The 15990-nt window shown below is 59.4% G+C and carries 14 protein-coding genes and 1 tRNA gene; 7 read left to right on the top strand and 8 right to left on the bottom strand.

Annotation, left to right across the window (positions count from 1 at the left end; genetic code table 11):
• Positions 1–50 precede the first annotated feature (50 nt).
• Positions 51–1253 carry an MFS transporter gene (locus tag CAL20_RS07090; protein WP_094821474.1) on the top strand — a complete coding sequence of 401 codons (1203 nt, stop codon included), beginning with the start codon at positions 51–53 and terminating at the stop codon, positions 1251–1253.
• A gap of 82 nt (positions 1254–1335) precedes the next feature.
• Here the strand turns inward: CAL20_RS07090 and CAL20_RS07085 are convergent, their stop codons facing one another.
• On the bottom strand, positions 1336–1677 hold the full coding sequence (locus tag CAL20_RS07085; protein WP_094821475.1) for a hypothetical protein: 342 nt from the start codon (positions 1675–1677) through the stop codon (positions 1336–1338).
• Between the two features lie 354 nt (positions 1678–2031).
• Between CAL20_RS07085 and CAL20_RS07080 the strand changes: the two genes are divergently transcribed.
• The gene (locus tag CAL20_RS07080; RefSeq protein ID WP_094821476.1) at positions 2032–3426 is read left to right on the top strand and encodes an APC family permease; all 1395 of its coding nucleotides are present in this window, start codon (positions 2032–2034) and stop codon (positions 3424–3426) included.
• A 175-nt stretch (positions 3427–3601) separates the two neighbouring features.
• Complete coding sequence (locus CAL20_RS07075) at positions 3602–4153, top strand: anti-virulence regulator CigR family protein (RefSeq protein WP_094821477.1); 552 nt, start codon at positions 3602–3604, stop codon at positions 4151–4153.
• 13 nt (positions 4154–4166) lie between these two features.
• Here CAL20_RS07075 and CAL20_RS07070 read toward each other — a convergent pair whose 3' ends face one another.
• On the bottom strand, positions 4167–5051 hold the full coding sequence (locus CAL20_RS07070) for a LysR family transcriptional regulator (RefSeq protein ID WP_094821478.1): 885 nt from the start codon (positions 5049–5051) through the stop codon (positions 4167–4169).
• A 139-nt stretch (positions 5052–5190) separates the two neighbouring features.
• On the opposite strand from CAL20_RS07070, the gene CAL20_RS07065 reads away from it, so the two are divergent.
• Both CAL20_RS07065 and CAL20_RS07060 read left to right on the top strand, forming a co-directional pair.
• Positions 5191–6042 (top strand): amidohydrolase family protein, encoded by an 852-nt coding sequence (locus CAL20_RS07065; RefSeq protein WP_256981367.1) that lies wholly within the window; start codon positions 5191–5193, stop codon positions 6040–6042.
• Positions 6039–7016, top strand: a complete 978-nt coding sequence (locus CAL20_RS07060; RefSeq protein WP_094821480.1) for a Bug family tripartite tricarboxylate transporter substrate binding protein — start codon at positions 6039–6041, stop codon at positions 7014–7016. The genes CAL20_RS07065 and CAL20_RS07060 overlap by 4 nt, the downstream gene beginning before the upstream one ends.
• A gap of 72 nt (positions 7017–7088) precedes the next feature.
• On the opposite strand, the gene katG is transcribed toward CAL20_RS07060, so the two are convergent.
• Both katG and CAL20_RS07050 read right to left on the bottom strand, forming a co-directional pair.
• A complete protein-coding gene (katG, locus tag CAL20_RS07055; RefSeq protein ID WP_217903925.1) occupies positions 7089–9227 on the bottom strand; it encodes a catalase/peroxidase HPI in 2139 nt (712 codons plus the stop codon).
• A 272-nt stretch (positions 9228–9499) separates the two neighbouring features.
• Positions 9500–10705, bottom strand: coding sequence for an MFS transporter (locus CAL20_RS07050; protein ID WP_094821482.1), 1206 nt, complete (start codon positions 10703–10705; stop codon positions 9500–9502).
• Between the two features lie 319 nt (positions 10706–11024).
• Here CAL20_RS07050 and CAL20_RS07045 point away from each other — a divergent pair.
• Together CAL20_RS07045 and pbpG are read left to right on the top strand one after the other, a co-directional pair.
• Positions 11025–11099: transfer RNA gene (locus CAL20_RS07045), tRNA-Arg, on the top strand.
• 192 nt (positions 11100–11291) lie between these two features.
• Positions 11292–12464 (top strand): D-alanyl-D-alanine endopeptidase, encoded by a 1173-nt coding sequence (gene pbpG, locus CAL20_RS07035; RefSeq protein ID WP_254924060.1) that lies wholly within the window; start codon positions 11292–11294, stop codon positions 12462–12464.
• A gap of 124 nt (positions 12465–12588) precedes the next feature.
• Here the strand turns inward: pbpG and CAL20_RS07030 are convergent, their stop codons facing one another.
• The 4 genes from CAL20_RS07030 to xerD all read right to left on the bottom strand — a co-directional run bounded on the left by CAL20_RS07030 (position 12589) and on the right by xerD (position 15561).
• The gene (locus CAL20_RS07030) at positions 12589–12969 is read right to left on the bottom strand and encodes a ribbon-helix-helix domain-containing protein (protein WP_094821483.1); all 381 of its coding nucleotides are present in this window, start codon (positions 12967–12969) and stop codon (positions 12589–12591) included.
• 216 nt (positions 12970–13185) lie between these two features.
• Positions 13186–13764, bottom strand: a complete 579-nt coding sequence (locus CAL20_RS07025) for a DJ-1/PfpI family protein (protein ID WP_094821484.1) — start codon at positions 13762–13764, stop codon at positions 13186–13188.
• 210 nt (positions 13765–13974) lie between these two features.
• Positions 13975–14463, bottom strand: coding sequence for a Cys-tRNA(Pro) deacylase (gene ybaK, locus CAL20_RS07020; protein ID WP_094821485.1), 489 nt, complete (start codon positions 14461–14463; stop codon positions 13975–13977).
• 165 nt (positions 14464–14628) lie between these two features.
• On the bottom strand, positions 14629–15561 hold the full coding sequence (xerD, locus tag CAL20_RS07015; protein ID WP_094821486.1) for a site-specific tyrosine recombinase XerD: 933 nt from the start codon (positions 15559–15561) through the stop codon (positions 14629–14631).
• Positions 15562–15990 lie beyond the last annotated feature (429 nt).

Raw genomic sequence — 15990 nt, 5'->3', positions numbered from 1 at the left:
CAAGCCGCAAAGGTCTAGAATAGCGCCTGATCTTACTTTTTGGCTTCATCGTGCAGAGCCCCGACGCGCCTTTCAGTTTAAAAAAAATAGCCGTTCCGGCGTTCGGCCCATCGATCCTCTACGGTGTAAGTAACGGTGCTATTCTGCCTGTGGTGGCGCTGAGCGCTCGCGAGCTGGACGCATCCGTCGCCACGTCAGGACTCATCGTGGCGCTGATCGGCATCGGTTCGCTCGTCAGCAATATCCCAGCGGCGCTCGTGACCTCGCGCTATGGCGAGCGGCACTCCATGGTCGGCGCGGCGATGCTCAGTATCCTGGCCTTGCTCCTGTGCATTTTCGCCAGTCATACCTGGATGCTCGCGATCGGCGTGTTCTTTATCGGCATGGCGTCGTCGGTCTTCATGCTGGCGCGGCAAACTTACATGATCGACGCGGTGCCGGCCTATATGCGGGCGCGGGCGCTGTCGACGCTGGCCGGCACAATGCGAATCGGGGCCTTTGCCGGCCCCTTCGCCGGAGCGGCATTGATCCATTTCATAGGATTGGACGGCGCTTATTGGATCGCTATCGCCGCCATGATGGGCGCAGGGTTGATTGCCTATCATGCGCCCGATATGGCACCGCCCGAACGTCAACGTGGAAACACTGTCCAGGCCAAGCCGCGCATGCTCGATATCGCACGGTCGCACAGCCGGGTGCTCTTGACGCTCGGTTTAGGCATCCTGCTGGTCAGCGCAGTACGTGCTTCGCGGCAAGTCGTCATCCCGCTCTGGGCCGACCATCTCGGCATGAGTGCCAGCACGACCTCCCTGATTTATGGCCTGGTCGCAGCGATCGATATGTCGGTGTTCTACCCTGCCGGCACGCTGATGGACCGGCGCGGACGCCTGTGGGTCGCGGTTCCGTCTACCTTGTTGATGGGCGTCGCCTTGATCGGCACTTCGCTCAGCACGGGCGTCATCGGCTTTATCGTGGTGTCGATGATGCTGGGCCTGGGCAATGGCATCAGTTCCGGTATTGTCATGACGCTGGGCGCAGACGCGGCCCCCTCCAAGGGGCGCACCGAATTTCTGGGAATCTGGCGGCTGGTCGCGGACATGGGCAGCAGCCTGGGGCCCGTTGTGCTGTCGGTCATGACAGGTGTAGCGTCGCTGGCCCTGGCCGTCGGCACCATGGGGATGTTCGGCCTGGGCGCAGCGGCGGTATTCTGGCGCTGGCTGCCTCGGGGCAATCCGTCGGCAAAAAAAGGATAACCAGAAAGGGCCGCCGATCAAAACAATGATGCCGGTGCGGTCCACAGGGCCCGCACCGGCATCTGAAGCTACTCGGTTAAGACTACTTGCTATGCTGAGCGTGGTCTGCCTCGTGCACTGCCAAACGCAATAGCATCAAGACACAGGCCAACAATCCGGCACCGGCCAGAATCCATCCTTGCGGTTCACCGATAAGAGGCACTGCCAGCAACGGCGCCGCCAAGCCTGCCAAAGGCGCCAGTAGCATGATCATCCAGAAAATTGCCCCGCCTTGGCGAACATGAACCGGTGCTGCTGCCCGTTGTGCTGCTGCCGCGGTCGCGCGTTGATACGCCTTTGCGCGCTGTGATTTGGCACGGTAAGTCTTGACAGTACGCCCACCCTTGCCTCGTTCACGTACAAAATCCGCGTATACCACTGCCATATGCGCCTCCTCGCTCTACGCCTATGCAGACACGTTGCCTGCACAGCTACTGGCCTGGCACTTCAGCGTGGCCGGACTTCTGCTGCCCCGGTCCACCAAAACACCAGCGTGTTAGTCACGAACTGCTGTTAGGTATAGAAATACTCCTATCGGGCGCGGACTGCAATCATAATTTGCACAGAAAACACAATAAATGGCAATGCGACCGATTGACGCACATCCTGCACCCCTTGGATTTCATTAAATCGGCGCACGATGGAAACCTCTCGTAATTAACGGTGACACAGTCAATCACGAGACTGTAGCCGCCAGCTACATACTTGCACCCGGCGGAAAAAACTAGAGGAGAGAAGCATGTCTACGCAAGATAGCGCAGAACACCCCCAATTGAAACGGGTCATGGGGCCAAAGCTGCTGCTGTTGTTCATTATTGGCGACATTCTGGGCACCGGCATCTATGCCCTGACAGGGCAGGTCGCCGCAGAAGTCGGCGGGGCGGCATGGGCCCCCTTCTTAGTCGCCTTTTTCGTGGCGTTGCTGACCGCGTTTTCCTACCTGGAGCTGGTCACCAAGTATCCGCGGGCTGCTGGCGCCGCACTCTATGTGCATAAAGCGTTCGGTATTCATTTTCTGACATTCATCGTCTGCTTTACGGTGATGTGCTCAGGACTGACTTCCGCGGCGACGGCTTCGCGAGCGTTTGCTGCCAATTTATTTGTGGCACTGGGACTCGAAAACGACCCCACAACGGTGACGATGGGGGCGATAGGATTCATGCTGTTGATCATGGTGATCAATTTCCGTGGAGCGTCAGAAAGCGTAAAAGCCAACGTCATCCTGACTCTGGTCGAACTGAGCGGTTTGCTGCTGGTGATCCTGCTGGGCTTTTATGCCATCAGTAACGGCCAAGCTGATTTCTCGCGCGTCGTGGCATTCGAAACCCCGGAAAACAAGAGCGTCTTCCTGGCTGTGACATCTGCGACGGCGCTGGCATTTTTTGCCATGGTGGGGTTTGAAGATTCAGTCAACATGGCCGAAGAGGTCCATGCCCCGCACCGCATCTTTCCCAAAGTCATGTTGACCGGCCTGGGAATTACCGCCGTCATTTACGTATTGGTATCCATTTGTGCCGTCGCCTTGATTCCAGTCGGTGAACTGGCCGCGAGCTCCACCCCGCTCGTGCTGGTGGTCCAACGTGCCGCCCCCGGTCTGCCGATGGAAACCATCATGCCGATCATTTCGATGTTTGCCGTGGCGAACTCGGCGTTGATCAACATGATGATGGCGAGCCGGCTACTGTATGGGATGTCGCGCCAAGGCGTGCTGCCGAAGTTTTTGTCATATGTGCATGCGCGCAATCACACCCCCTGGTCGGCGATTCTCTTTACCACCGCACTGGGTCTGGGGCTGATCGTGCTGGTGTCTTCCAGCAACTCCAAGGCTATCAGCGCTCTGGGCGGGACCACGGCGCTGCTGTTGCTGGCGGTGTTCGCCTTTGTCAACGTGGCCGTACTGGTGCTGCGTAAAGACCGGGTTCAACATGAGCATTTCCGCGCCAATACGGTACTGTCATGCCTGGGCGCCGCGGCTTGCGTGTTTCTGGTCACCCCGCTGACGGGCCGCGATCCCATTCAGTATCAAGTGGCCGGATGGTTGCTGGCCTTGGGTGTCGTCATGTGGGGCATCACCGTGCTGGTGCATCGCAAAGAACACCGCCATCTGGACCCGGAACATTTGACCGACGAGTAATCGACCAACCTGCCGCCTTCCGCCAAACGCCCCGCTTACCCTGAGCGGGGCGTTTTTTGTTGCATTTCGTCATACCAGCAACCCTCGGCTGCTTATTTTGAGGCCCCGGAAGATAAACGGCGGCATACACTGGGTTCGCCTATCGAATACTCAAAACAAACGGGAGTCCTTTACCATGCGCACATCCTCATTAGCTACCCTCATTGTGGCCGCGATCTGCCAGGTCGCACTGGTCAGCCAGCCCCTGGCCGCGCCCCCCGAGGGCAAGGGCAAGCCGGCTCAGTCCAGCCAAGGCGGTGGAAACGGAAACAGCAAAAATCAGGGGAATGGCAACGGCAAAAACAAAGGCCAAAGCAACGACAGCCACTCTAACAAGTCATCCGGCTCAAAAGGTGGCAACAACGGCAAAGGCGGCCATGGCGGCGGGCGGGATAGCGACGTCAACGTTTCCCTCAGCTACGCGGGCATCACGGTATCAACGGCCCGCGGTTATGCCGTCGAATACGGCGCCACACGCTATAGCGCATTGCCTCCCGGTATCCGCAAGAATCTGGCGCGCGGCAAGCCCCTGCCTCCGGGCATAGCCAAAAAAATGGTGCCCGGCCCTATGCTGGCTCACTTACCCGTTCACCCAGGCTACGAATGGCAAGTCGCCGGCACGGATCTGATCCTGGTGGCCATCGGTACCGCGATCATCGCGGATGTGCTGTTTGATGTATTTGATTAGAAAAAAACGCTCGCTACGTGGCCACATCCAGATTCGCAAACACATCCGCCAAGGTCGGTACTGACTTGGCGGGCCAGATGGCGCTGAGATCGAAACTCGGCAACTCATCGCCATCGTGCACCTGGCAAAAGCGTACGCCACGAAAGTCCATAGACTGAATCCAGCTGGGTAGTAGCGCCACGCCGCAGCCGCCCGCCACGCAAGCCAGCACCGTCAACGTACGATTGGCTTCTTGGGCCACATGCGGCGTCAGGCCGGCCTTGCGCAAGGCATCCAGAATACCTGCATAAAAAACCGGCAATTGGTTCTGCGGGTACAACACCAGCCCCGCTTCTGCGATCTGCGCCAACGATACCGTGCCGTGCTCAGAGACGACAAATTCGTCAGGCACAGCCGCGACCAGACGATCACGTAGCAACAGGCGTTCACGCATTTTGCCTGCAACGGCCACGGGCGTGTGCATCAGACCAAGATCGATTTCGCCGCTCACCAACGCATCGGCCTGCTCGGCGTTGCTCATTTCCCGCAGAACGACACGCACGCCAGGAGCGGCGCGACGCAAGGCCCGTAACGCTCGCGGCAACATGTCGAACAACGCCGAGCTGACTAATCCGATGGTCAATTGGCCTGCGCTACCCTTGGCAATGTCTTGAGCCCGTCTGGCCGCGGCATCAATACGCGCCACGCTAATCCGGACATCCTCCAGGATCGCCTGGGCGGCCGCGGTCGGTGCGGCGCCCCGTCGGCTTCGTACAAACAACTGCACTCCTAATTCTTTTTCCATGCGGGCTAGAGACTGAGACAGTGCAGGCTGTGCAATGCCTAACCAATTCGCGGCGGCGCTGACGCTCCCATGGTCGATGACGGCCAAAAAATGGCGAAGATGCCTCGTTTCCATATTAAAAGGATATAAATAATTAACCTATTCAGCATAGATCAATATATCTGGGAATCCTAGAATGCGAGCCATTCCACACCCATAGATAAGTGGCCGCATAGCATTCGAAGCGACACGGCGTGCCACTGGAGACGCTGGTTTGACTTCAGCCCCATTCCCGCTATCAACCCCGATAGCCATCGACACACATGCCCACGTTTTTACGCGTGACCTGTCCATGGCCTCCCGCCGCCGTTATACGCCGGATTACGATGCCACGCTTGCAGACTATTTGAGGCACCTGGATGCCCACGGCCTGTCTCACGGCGTATTGGTGCAGCCCAGTTTCCTCGGCACCGACAATCGCTTTCTATTGAGCGCCTTGGCACAGGCCAGGCATCGATTGCGTGGCGTCAGCGTCGTTGATCCTGTACAGATCACCATGCAAGAACTCACCGCGATGCATCACGCCGGCGTACGTGGCATACGGCTGAATCTGTTTGGACTGCCTACGCCGGACCTGCATTCCGCGACATGGCGGACATTGTGCGAACACATCAATCCATTGGGCTGGCACGTCGAGGTGCATGTTCCCGCTGTTCGTCTGCCGGAAGTGCTGCCGCCCTTGCTCACTGCAGACTGCCGCATCGTCGTGGACCACTTCGGCAGGCCAGATCCTGCGGCGGGGATTAGCGATTCCGGGTTTCGCTATCTGCTCGACCAAGCCGCCAGCGGCCGGGTTTGGGTAAAGCTGTCGGCAGCCTATCGTCTGTGGCCCACCGAACAAAGCGCGACGCTCGGACACCAGGCGACCGAACAACTCTTGCAGGCTTTTACGGCCACCCGCTTGGTGTGGGGAAGCGACTGGCCTCACACCGAAAACCAGCACCACGCGAACTATCCGCGCACCGTTGCCTGGCTGCGCGACTGGGTCACAGACCCCAGCACCCTGCGCACCCTATTGGCCACTACCCCATCGGCCTTGTTTGATATCGAGGGAGACACTCTATGAATCCATTATTTTCTTTGACTTGCCGTACTGTTGCCACGATAGCTGCGGCATTGATGACCTGCTCCGCCGCGCTGGCAGCCTATCCCGAACGCCCCATCACCATGGTGGTCACCTATCCACCTGGCGGAACGGTGGACGTGGTCGCACGTCTCATTGGCCCCAAACTCGCTGAAAAACTGGGCCAGCCAGTCGTCATCGAAAATCGAGGCGGGGCGGGTGGCATGATCGGCGGAGCGGTGGTCGCCAAAGCGAAGCCGGACGGCTACACGTTGATGCTGGACGCGTCCAATCACGCCCAAAACCCGGCAGTGCACAGCAAAATGCAGTTCGACACACTGAAAGACTTCGCCCCGGTGTCGTTGCTGTTGCGCGTCCCGAATATGCTGGTGGTCACCCCCAACGCCCCCTTTCAAACGGTGGCCGAGGTCATTGCAAAAGGAAAAGATCCCGCCCATCCGGTGTACTTCGCCTCGGCAGGTCCAGGGTCGGCGCAACACTTGGCAGGCGAACTCTTTAATCTGATGGCCGGCACGCATCTGGAACACGTCGCGTACAAGGGTGGTGGCCCCGCCATGCTGGATGTCATGGCAGGCCAGGTACCGGTGATGTTCGCCTCGATGGGCTCTGGCTGGCAACACGTCAAGAATGGCAAGCTGCGTGCATTGGCAGTAGGCGGCGACACACGTTCGCCCTCAGCTCCTGACCTGCCCACGATTGCGGAATCGGGGGTTCCCGGATACGAGTCCTATGAGTGGAATGCGGTCTTCGCCCCTGCCGGCACGCCGCCAGCCGTTTTGGACCGATTATCTAAAGCCTTGGCCGAGGTTCTGAAAGACCCCGGCGTCGCTCAGACGCTGTCAGGAATCGGTGCGGAAATCATCGGGTCGACGCCTGCCGAGTTGGACACATTCCGGCAGGCAGAAATCGCGAAATGGCAAAAAGTGGTCGGCGAAGCCAACTTGAAGCTGGACTGATCGCGCCGCCTCATGCGAAACCGGCCGCCCAAAGGCGGCCGGTTAATCATGCATCCCGTTATGACGCGGGAATCACTGCACGTCGAAACGATCCAGGTTCATCACCCGAGTCCAGGCGGCGACAAAGTCGCGTACGAACCGTTCGCGCGCATCCTCGGCAGCGTAAACCTCTGCATAAGCGCGCAGGATCGAGTTCGAGCCGAACACCAGGTCATTACGCGTGGCGGTGTACTTCACCTCGCCGGTCTTGCGATCACGCCCTGCGAAGACCTCGGCGCTATCATCGGTGGCCGTCCATGCCGTGTTCATGTCGAGCAGATTGACAAAGAAATCATTGCTCAGGACACCGACACGATCGGTGAACACGCCATGGGTGCCGCCATCGTAATTGGCGCCCAACACCCGCAGGCCGCCGATCAGCGCGGTCAACTCAGGCGCCGTGAGCGTCAACAACTGCGCCCGGTCAATCAACCATTCCTCCGTGCGCACACCATGACCGCCTTTGCCGTAGTTGCGGAAACCGTCGGCGACCGGCTCCATCAACTCGAACGTCGGCACATCGGTCTGCTCCTGGGTCGCGTCGACACGGCCCGGCACGAACGGAACCTCGATCGCCACGCCAGCCGCCTTGGCAGCCTGCTCGACGCCGACAACACCAGCCAGCACAATCACATCAGCCAATGAGGCCTTGCCGCTGGCCTGCTGGATCGCCTTGAGGGTATCCAATGCGCCAATCGCCGTCTGATTGACTGCCCAGTCCTTTTGGGGAGCCAAGGCCAGACGTGCGCCATTAGCGCCGCCTCGCTTGTCGCCGCCTCGGAACGTGGCCGCCGAAGCCCAGGCTACTGACACCAACTGCCCGACGGTCAGTCCGGATTCAGCAATGCGGGCCTTCAGGTCGGCGATATCGGCAAGAGTCGGCGCATGTACGGGCGCGGGCAACGGATCCTGCCAAATCAAATCTTCTTTCGGGATTTCCGGTCCGAGGTAGCGCGCCTTCGGCCCCATGTCGCGATGGGTCAGCTTGAACCAGGCACGAGCAAAGGCTTCGTTGAACGCCTGCGGATCCTCAAGAAATCGACGGGAGATTTTTTCGAATTCCGGATCAAAGCGCAGCGTCAGGTCCGTCGTCAACATCGTCGGCTTGCGTTTTTTCGACGGGTCGAACGGATCGGGGATGATGGCCTCGGCGTCGCTGGCTTCCCACTGGATGGCGCCGGCCGGACTGCGTGTCTGCACCCACTCATACTTGAACAGGTTCTCGAAAAAGTGGTTGCTCCATTGAGTGGGCGTTTGTGTCCACACGACTTCCAGGCCCGAAGTCACGGTATCGGCACCCACGCCGGTGCCATAGCCGGAAGCCCAGCCCAAGCCCTGCGATTCAATCGGCGAGACCTCCGGAGCCTCGCCGATCTTGTCGGCCGGGAAAGCGCCATGGGTCTTGCCCAGCGTGTGACCGCCCGCGATCAACGCGACGATTTCCTCGTCGTTCATTGCCATGTTGCCAAACGTCGCACGGATAAACGGCGCCGCAGACAAGGGATCGCCACTGGCCTCCGGGCCTTCCGGGTTGACATAGATCAAGCCCATCTCTGTCGCCGAGAGCGGGCTGCCCGCCAATGCCTCGGATTTGCGATGCGCCAACCAGGCCTTTTCATTGCCCCAGTTCACATCCAGGTCAGGCTCCCACACGTCCTCGCGGCCGGCGCCGAAACCAAACGTACGGAAACCGCTGTTTTCCAGTGCCACGTTGCCAGCCAATTGCATCAAATCGGCCCACGAAATCGCCTGTCCGTATTTGCGTTTGATGGGCCACAGCAGGCGGCGAGCCTTGTCCAGGCTGACATTGTCGGGCCACGAGTTCAAGGGCGCAAAACGTTGCTGCCCCCGGCCACCGCCGCCGCGGCCATCGACCATGCGGTACGTACCGGCGCTGTGCCACGCCATACGGATAAACAAACCGGCGTAACTACCCCAGTCTGCAGGCCACCAGTCCTGCGAGTCGGTCAACAAGGCACGCAGGTCTTTCTTCAGGGCGTGGTAATCGAGTTTCTTGAATTCCTCGGCGTAGTTGAACGTCTCGCCCAATGGGTTGGAGCGGTTGGAGTGTTGATTAAGGAGATCGACACGCAATTGATTGGGCCACCAGTCATGACTGGTAGTACCGCTGCCGGCGACGAGATGGAAAGGACACTTTGCTTCAGACGACACGATGAGGACTCCGTGGGTTACTGGTGTCCCCATCTTACTCAGGCTTTGTTAGGAGATGAAATTGAACTAAATAAAACAATAAATAGTTTTTAGCTATTGAACGTAAAATTTAATTCTTAAAACCAATGATAGAGGTTCAAAACCCGCACATCGCTGCCAGGGTTTCCCAGTTCAATTGCAGATCTGGCCGCATATACCCGAGAAATCCCAGCGCGAGCACTGCCACTAAGGCGATTCCGCCCAGAGCACGCCAGAGAACGCCGCGTCTCATGTCAGGCCACCGCTTGCGGCACCGGCTGCGGCTCTACCGACTGTTCCCGTACCGGCAGGCACAACAGCGCCGCGATGATGGCGAGCGCAATACCGATCCACCACATCAGATCGTAGTTACCGGTTGTGGAATAGACATAGCCCCCCAGCCACACGCCAATGAAGCTGCCCACTTGATGCCCTAGGAACGCAATGCCGGACAAGGTAGCGGCATATCGCAAACCATAGATCTGGCCGATCAGCCCCTGTGTCAATGGCACCGTACCAAGCCAGAACAAGCCCATCCAGGCAGCGAAGGCATACAGTACCCAAGGTGAAAGCGGCATTGTCAGCAACAACAACATGCCAAAAGCTCGCAACCCGTAGACACCTGCCAATAGTTTCTTCTTGCTATAGCGCCCGCCGAGTTTCCCAGCGTAAAACGACCCTATGACATTGAACAAGCCAATCAGCGCAATTGCCGTCGCGCCTTGACTGGCGTTCAATCCGCCGTCGGCGACATAGGCCGGAAGGTGCAAGGTGATGAATGCGGTGTGAAATCCGCAAACGAAATAACTACTCGCCAAGAAATGAAACGACGGGTGCTGCAAAGCCTGGCGGATAGCGGCGGACAGCGATTGCCCACTGGCGTGGGCGGCGGGCTTGCCCCGCAAGTAATAGGCCAATGGAATACCCGTCGCCGCCAGTAAGGAAAGCGCCCATAGCGCCCCTGTCCAATCCAATCCGCTGATCAGCATTTGCCCGGCAGGCACCACCAAAAACTGCCCCATCGAGCCGCCCGCGCTGGCGATGCCCATGGCCGTACTGCGAAACTCGGGCGGCACCGAGCGCGCCACCACGGGCAAAATCACAGGGAAAGTCGTACCCGCCTGTCCCAAGCCCACCAACACACCCGCTGTCATGTACAGGCTGAATTCGTCGGTCGCCAAGCGCGTCCCGATCATGCCCGCGACGTAGAGCAAAGCGCCCAGCGCAATCGTGCGCCCCGAGCCATATCGGTCAGCCAGCATCCCCATGAAAATACAGGACACGCCCCACACCAGGTTTTGCAGCGCAAACGCCATCGAAAACACATCGCGCCCCCACCCATGCGCCAAGCCCATCGGCTGCATAAACAGGCCAAACGTGGCACGCACGCCCATGGCGAGCAGCACGATCAACGTGCCCAACCACAGGGTACGCAGTGAAACGGATTGCGATGAAGACATCTGATTTGCCTAGAGGATTAGCGCGGGCGCCGACATGATGCACAGCGCAGGCCTGAGCACCAACATTGTGCACATGACGAAATTTCGCCCATCATATACAAGCTGCGGTAATAAAGCGGTTTAGCCCCTGCCCAGGAGTGGGGTATCGCCGCCCCGTGCGCGACTGGCCCAGATGAGTGCGCTCCATACAGACGCGCGAACGCATTCTTGCGACGCACCAAAACACACTCGGCCAGATGCTAGAATTCGGCTCTCGCAAAGCGAATGGCGATGCCAACGATATGCTTTGTTATCAGGAACTTGCGCGTTCCGAGCCCGCCTCGCCGTAGTTAAATGGATATAACAGACCCCTCCTAAGGGTCAGTTGGTGGTTCGATTCCACCCGGCGAGGCCATCCCTTTCGGTGTCCCCATCTCAGGGCAAAAACGCCACGATTAGGCTCTGTTGCAATCGCGCGCTTGCGCCACAGTTAAAAAAACTGTTTAAATTCTGCACGTAAGTCTATAATTCATCTGACTTTTTCCCGGCTCCGCTCAAGCCGCCCCTGACCAGTCCGGTCGCGTACCCCTTTTGTCTCGGTAGTCTTATGGTGTTTTTCTGGAAACGCGCCGTTGTAACCACCCTGGTGCCTTTGGCCGTGGCACTGGTCGGTCTGCTGCCTGGCGCGGCCTATGCGGCCAAGGCCGATCCGTGCAAAACCAACGCGAAATCCTCTGCCTGCAAGGCGGCGAAATCCAAGACGACCGCGACGAGCACCGCCAAAAAATCCGCCAAGACAACGGCAAAGTCCACATCCCAGGCCAAAAAGACCTCGGCCAAGACTAGCGCCAAGAAATCCGCAAGCCGCACCACGAGCAAGAAAACCGCCTCGCGCACCCAATCGCGCAAGAGCACGATCATCGCGCGCCAGCGCACCCCGGCCGTACACGCCAGCGCTGCCGCCCTGCCCGCTGCCGAAGCCTCCATCCGCGAGGAAATCCGGGCACTGCGTTCGACCACGGCCTACGCCCAGGACCTCGAAACCTCGACCGTCCTGTTCGCCAAAAACGAAAACGTCGTTCGGCCGATCGCCTCGATTTCCAAACTGATGACTGCGCTGGTCGTCGTGGATGCCAACCAGCCCATGGACCAAATCCTGGAAATCACCGCCGAAGACGTGGATGTCCTCAAGCACACGACATCGCGCCTGCAGGTCGGAACGCGCTTGAGCCGCGGCGACATGCTGCACCTGGCATTGATGTCTTCCGAAAACCGGGCGGCGCACGCACTGGGACGCAATTATCCGGGCGGTATCCCTGCCTTTGTCCGAGCCATGAACGACAAGGCTCGCGCGCTGGGCATGTCCAGCACCTACTTCATCGAACCCACCGGTCTGTCCAGCCAAAACGTGTCATCGCCTCACGATTTGGCGCGCCTGCTGCGTGCGGCAGCCCAGCGTCCCCTCATCCATCGTTACTCCACCGACGACGAATACGAGGTCGACGTCGCCAACCGCACCCAGACATTCCGCAACACCAATCTGCTGGTGCGCAAGCCGGATTGGGATATCAAGGTTTCGAAAACGGGCTATATCAACGAGGCCGGCGAATGTCTCGTCATGATGACCCGCATCAATGGCCGCGATATCGCCATTGTGCTGCTGGATTCCCAGGGCAAATATTCGCGCATCGGCGATGCCGTGCGCATGCGCCGTATTCTGCAAAGCGACGTCGCCTCATTGGCCCCGGCAACTGGCTCGAAAGTCATGTCGATGCGCTAGGCCTAGGGCGCATGCCGTTGGCCTGTAGCGAGAGTGCTGCGAATAATTTTTGCCCGCAGCACTGATACCGTGCTCTAAACACGCGGGCTTGCGCGATCGCGCCGGACCAAAAGCCAGCAAACGATTACGCCGCAGCGCGCTGCAGCACTGCGCCATCGTGCAGCGTTCCGGGCAACCCCGCCAGCACGGCCCGGGCGTCCAGCGAGCGAATCGGGACGTCCATATCGGCCGGAATACGGCCATCCACCTGCAGCACCTCATATCGCAGACAACACACGCGCAGAAACGACGTGAAATTCGCCGCCTCGCCTCGATACTCGATCAGCTCGTCATAAAGCCGCTCGATGAGCTGCGTCACCCGCATGCCATCACGAGCGGCGATTTCCTCCAGCACCGACCAGAACAGGCGTTCGAGCCGCACACTGGTGGCCACGCCATGCAGCCGCAGCGAGCGGCTTTCGGGCGCATAGGAATCGGGATGGGCACGAATAAAGATTTCACACATGGCGCAAATTCCTGGTAGCTGAACGTCACTGTACGATTGTGACGCTCCCACGGCAAGCCAGGCTGCGCAACGCCACGCGCCTTAAGGGAAATCTGACGATTGCCCGCAAAGCTCTGCTGCTCTCGCGGCAGGCAGGCACTGACCATGATCATACAAGCCGCGATGGCTGACCTGCTGCCTGCTCATCGAGCAGGCAGCAGATGGCCTAGAGACAAATCAATGCGTGATCTTGGTGCCCAGGACCTGCAAGAATTGCGCCAACCAGGCGGGGTGAGCCGGCCAGGCAGGAGCCGTCACCAAATTGCCATCGGTGTGCGCCTGATCGATGGCAATCTCGGCATAAGTGCCGCCTGCCAGGCGAACCTCTGGCGCGCAGGCGGGATAGGCCGAGCACGTGCGCCCTTTCAAAATACCTGCCGCGGCCAGCAACTGAGCGCCATGGCAGACGGCCGCGATAGGCTTGCGCGCCTGATCGAACTGCCGCACGATTTCCAGCACGCGTTCGTTCAAACGCAGATATTCCGGCGCACGGCCGCCCGGAATCACCAGGCCGTCATAAGACGCCACATCGACCTGCTCAAAATCGTGATTCAGCGCGAAATTGTGCCCGCGCTTTTCACTATAGGTCTGCGCGCCCTCAAAATCGTGAATCGCCGTCGCGACATTGTCACCGGCTTTCTTGCCTGGGCAGACCGCATGCACGGTATGTCCCACCGCCAGCAGCGTCTGAAACGGCACCATGGTTTCGTAGTCTTCGGCGTAATCGCCGACCAACATCAATAGTTTCTTGGCCATCGTTGTCTCCCTGTTCCTGGTTGCGAGGCGACAATCAGGCAGACGGCGCGCTCAACGCCTCGTATCCTGCCTGGTTGAGAAAGGACATTGTGCGGCATGAGGCGGAACAAGAGGTGGTAACCGAATACCACTTGGACAGAAATACGGCCGGACCGAAAACTACCGCAGTGCCGCCACCCGGCACGCCGTCGCAGCAACGCGCAATATGCGCTATTCCAGCGCAACCGACACAGGCTTGGCTCCCAGCAGGCTGACCAGTACCTTGGGGTCAATGCCGATCAAGTACCCTCGGCGCCCGCCATTGATATAGACCACGGGATACTCCAGCACCTGCGCCTCGACCCACACGGGCATACGCTTGCGCGTACCGAATGGCGATGTCCCGCCCACCTGGTACCCCGAATGCCGCTGCGCGACTTCGGGATGGCAAGGAGCGACCTTCTTCACGCCTGCCTGACGAGCCAGATTTTTGGTCGAGACTTCGCGATCACCGTGCATGACCACAATCAAAGGCCGCGCCGCCTCGTCTTCCATGATCAAGGTCTTGACCACCGCATGAGGGTCCAGCCCCAACTGCCGGGCCGCCTCGCCTGCGCCCCCATGATCGACATAGTCATAAGTATGTTCGGTGTAGTCCACCTTGTTTTTCTTCAACAACTGGGTAGCGGGCGTTTCGGAAACGTGACGGGCTTTACTCATGGCGCAAGCAGGAATTAGGCGTAATCCAGAAACTCGTTAGTGTAGACTTGGACGGCAATCAGAGCGCGTCAAAATACCACGGGACGCAGAAGCCTTACACGCCTTCTCGCACCTGCTCTACGCCCATCATGCAAGGGAAAAACATTCACCTGCCGCGCGTTGCATTCAAGCACGGGGATGATGCGCTGCATGCAGCGCTTTGAGCCGCTCGCGTGCCACATGCGTGTAAATCTGCGTCGTAGAAATATCCGCATGTCCCAACAGCATCTGCACCACGCGCAAGTCAGCCCCGTGATTCAGCAAATGGGTTGCAAACGCATGGCGCAGCACATGCGGCGACAAGGGCGCCTGCACGCCCGCGATGATGGCGTACTTCTTGATCAGTTGCCAGAATGCCTGCCTCGACATCGGTTGCGCGCGCCCCGTCAAAAACAAGGCGTCGCTCACACGAGTGCCAGCAAGCTCGGGACGCGCAGACTGCATATAACGCTCGATCCAATGCGCAGCCTCGGCCCCTAGCGGCACCAGGCGATCTTTGCCGCCCTTGCCCATCACAACGCGCACCACGCCTTCGTTCAAACTGACTTCAAGCACCTTGACGTTGACCAGCTCAGACACGCGCAGCCCCGTGGCATACAACGTTTCCAACATGGCGCGATCCCGCAATCCGCGCGCAGTGTTCAAATCGGGCGCTGCCAACAATGCCTCGACCTGCGCCTCGGACAGCGTCTTGGGCATACGAGGCGGCTGCTTTGCGGCGCTGAGCGTCAAACAGGGATCTTTTTCCGCACGATGCTCTCGCAACGCCCAGGCATAAAACCGCCGCAATGCCGCCAACCGGCGATTTGCTGTCGTCGCGCGGCTCTCCTCGTGACGCGCTGCAAACCACGCCTCGATATCGCCGGCCGCAACCTCTCGTAATTGGGTAGCCATCGCAGCCCCGCCGTGCTCAGCCGGGTTTTCCAGCCACTGCGCAAACGCAGTCAGATCACGCCGATATGCCGCCAGCGTATTTGCGGCCAAGCCGTCCTCCAGCCATACAGCGTCGATGAAGGCATCAATATCTGGTTGCGAGGTTAATGGTGTGGAAGTCATCAGTATCTGGAGCGAATATCTCTATTAAGCCGTCCCTGTCGCGTGCCGGAGTGCGGCGCCGGGCCTATCGCACGGGTTCGGCCCATTAGCAGGGGCCGAAGTCCCCTGCGGGGACTGCCCCGTGCTCAACGGCCCGGCGCCGCACTCCGGCACGCGACAGGGACTCACAATGGTGGCATGCCACCGATGTGTGCAGCATAGATCCACGAGCTTTCCCACATCGACGAATACGAGACGTTCTGAGCCGGGGCTCGTCGTGTAAAGGGCGCGCTGGCCCGTAGAGCCTGCCGAACCTGTCTTGTCAGGCGGGGGGAAGTCGGCTGGGCATGTTTGAGTGGAGCGCAGCGGAGCGAGTTTGCCCAGCCGCCCCGCCTGGCGAGACAGGTGAAGGGCAGTCTGGCCGCGCAGGCGGCCAGACCAGGCGATAGGGCC

Source organism: Bordetella genomosp. 4 (assembly GCF_002261185.1).
Classification (GTDB): Bacteria; Pseudomonadota; Gammaproteobacteria; order Burkholderiales; family Burkholderiaceae_B; genus Bordetella_A.
The sequence above is the reverse complement of the archived record's forward strand: the minus strand, read 5'-3'. Positions and strand labels throughout refer to the sequence as shown.

Excerpts from the sequence above, each read along its gene's own strand:
- CAL20_RS07085 (WP_094821475.1), bottom strand. The coding sequence starts at position 1,677 with ATGGCAGTGGTATACGCGGATTTTGTACGTGAACGAGGCAAGGGTGGG.
- CAL20_RS07080 (WP_094821476.1), top strand. The coding sequence starts at position 2,032 with ATGTCTACGCAAGATAGCGCAGAACACCCCCAATTGAAACGGGTCATG.
- CAL20_RS07075 (WP_094821477.1), top strand. The coding sequence starts at position 3,602 with ATGCGCACATCCTCATTAGCTACCCTCATTGTGGCCGCGATCTGCCAG.
- CAL20_RS07070 (WP_094821478.1), bottom strand. The coding sequence starts at position 5,051 with ATGGAAACGAGGCATCTTCGCCATTTTTTGGCCGTCATCGACCATGGG.
- CAL20_RS07060 (WP_094821480.1), top strand. The coding sequence starts at position 6,039 with ATGAATCCATTATTTTCTTTGACTTGCCGTACTGTTGCCACGATAGCT.
- CAL20_RS07050 (WP_094821482.1), bottom strand. The coding sequence starts at position 10,705 with ATGTCTTCATCGCAATCCGTTTCACTGCGTACCCTGTGGTTGGGCACG.
- pbpG (WP_254924060.1), top strand. The coding sequence starts at position 11,292 with ATGGTGTTTTTCTGGAAACGCGCCGTTGTAACCACCCTGGTGCCTTTG.
- CAL20_RS07030 (WP_094821483.1), bottom strand. The coding sequence starts at position 12,969 with ATGTGTGAAATCTTTATTCGTGCCCATCCCGATTCCTATGCGCCCGAA.
- CAL20_RS07025 (WP_094821484.1), bottom strand. The coding sequence starts at position 13,764 with ATGGCCAAGAAACTATTGATGTTGGTCGGCGATTACGCCGAAGACTAC.
- ybaK (WP_094821485.1), bottom strand. The coding sequence starts at position 14,463 with ATGAGTAAAGCCCGTCACGTTTCCGAAACGCCCGCTACCCAGTTGTTG.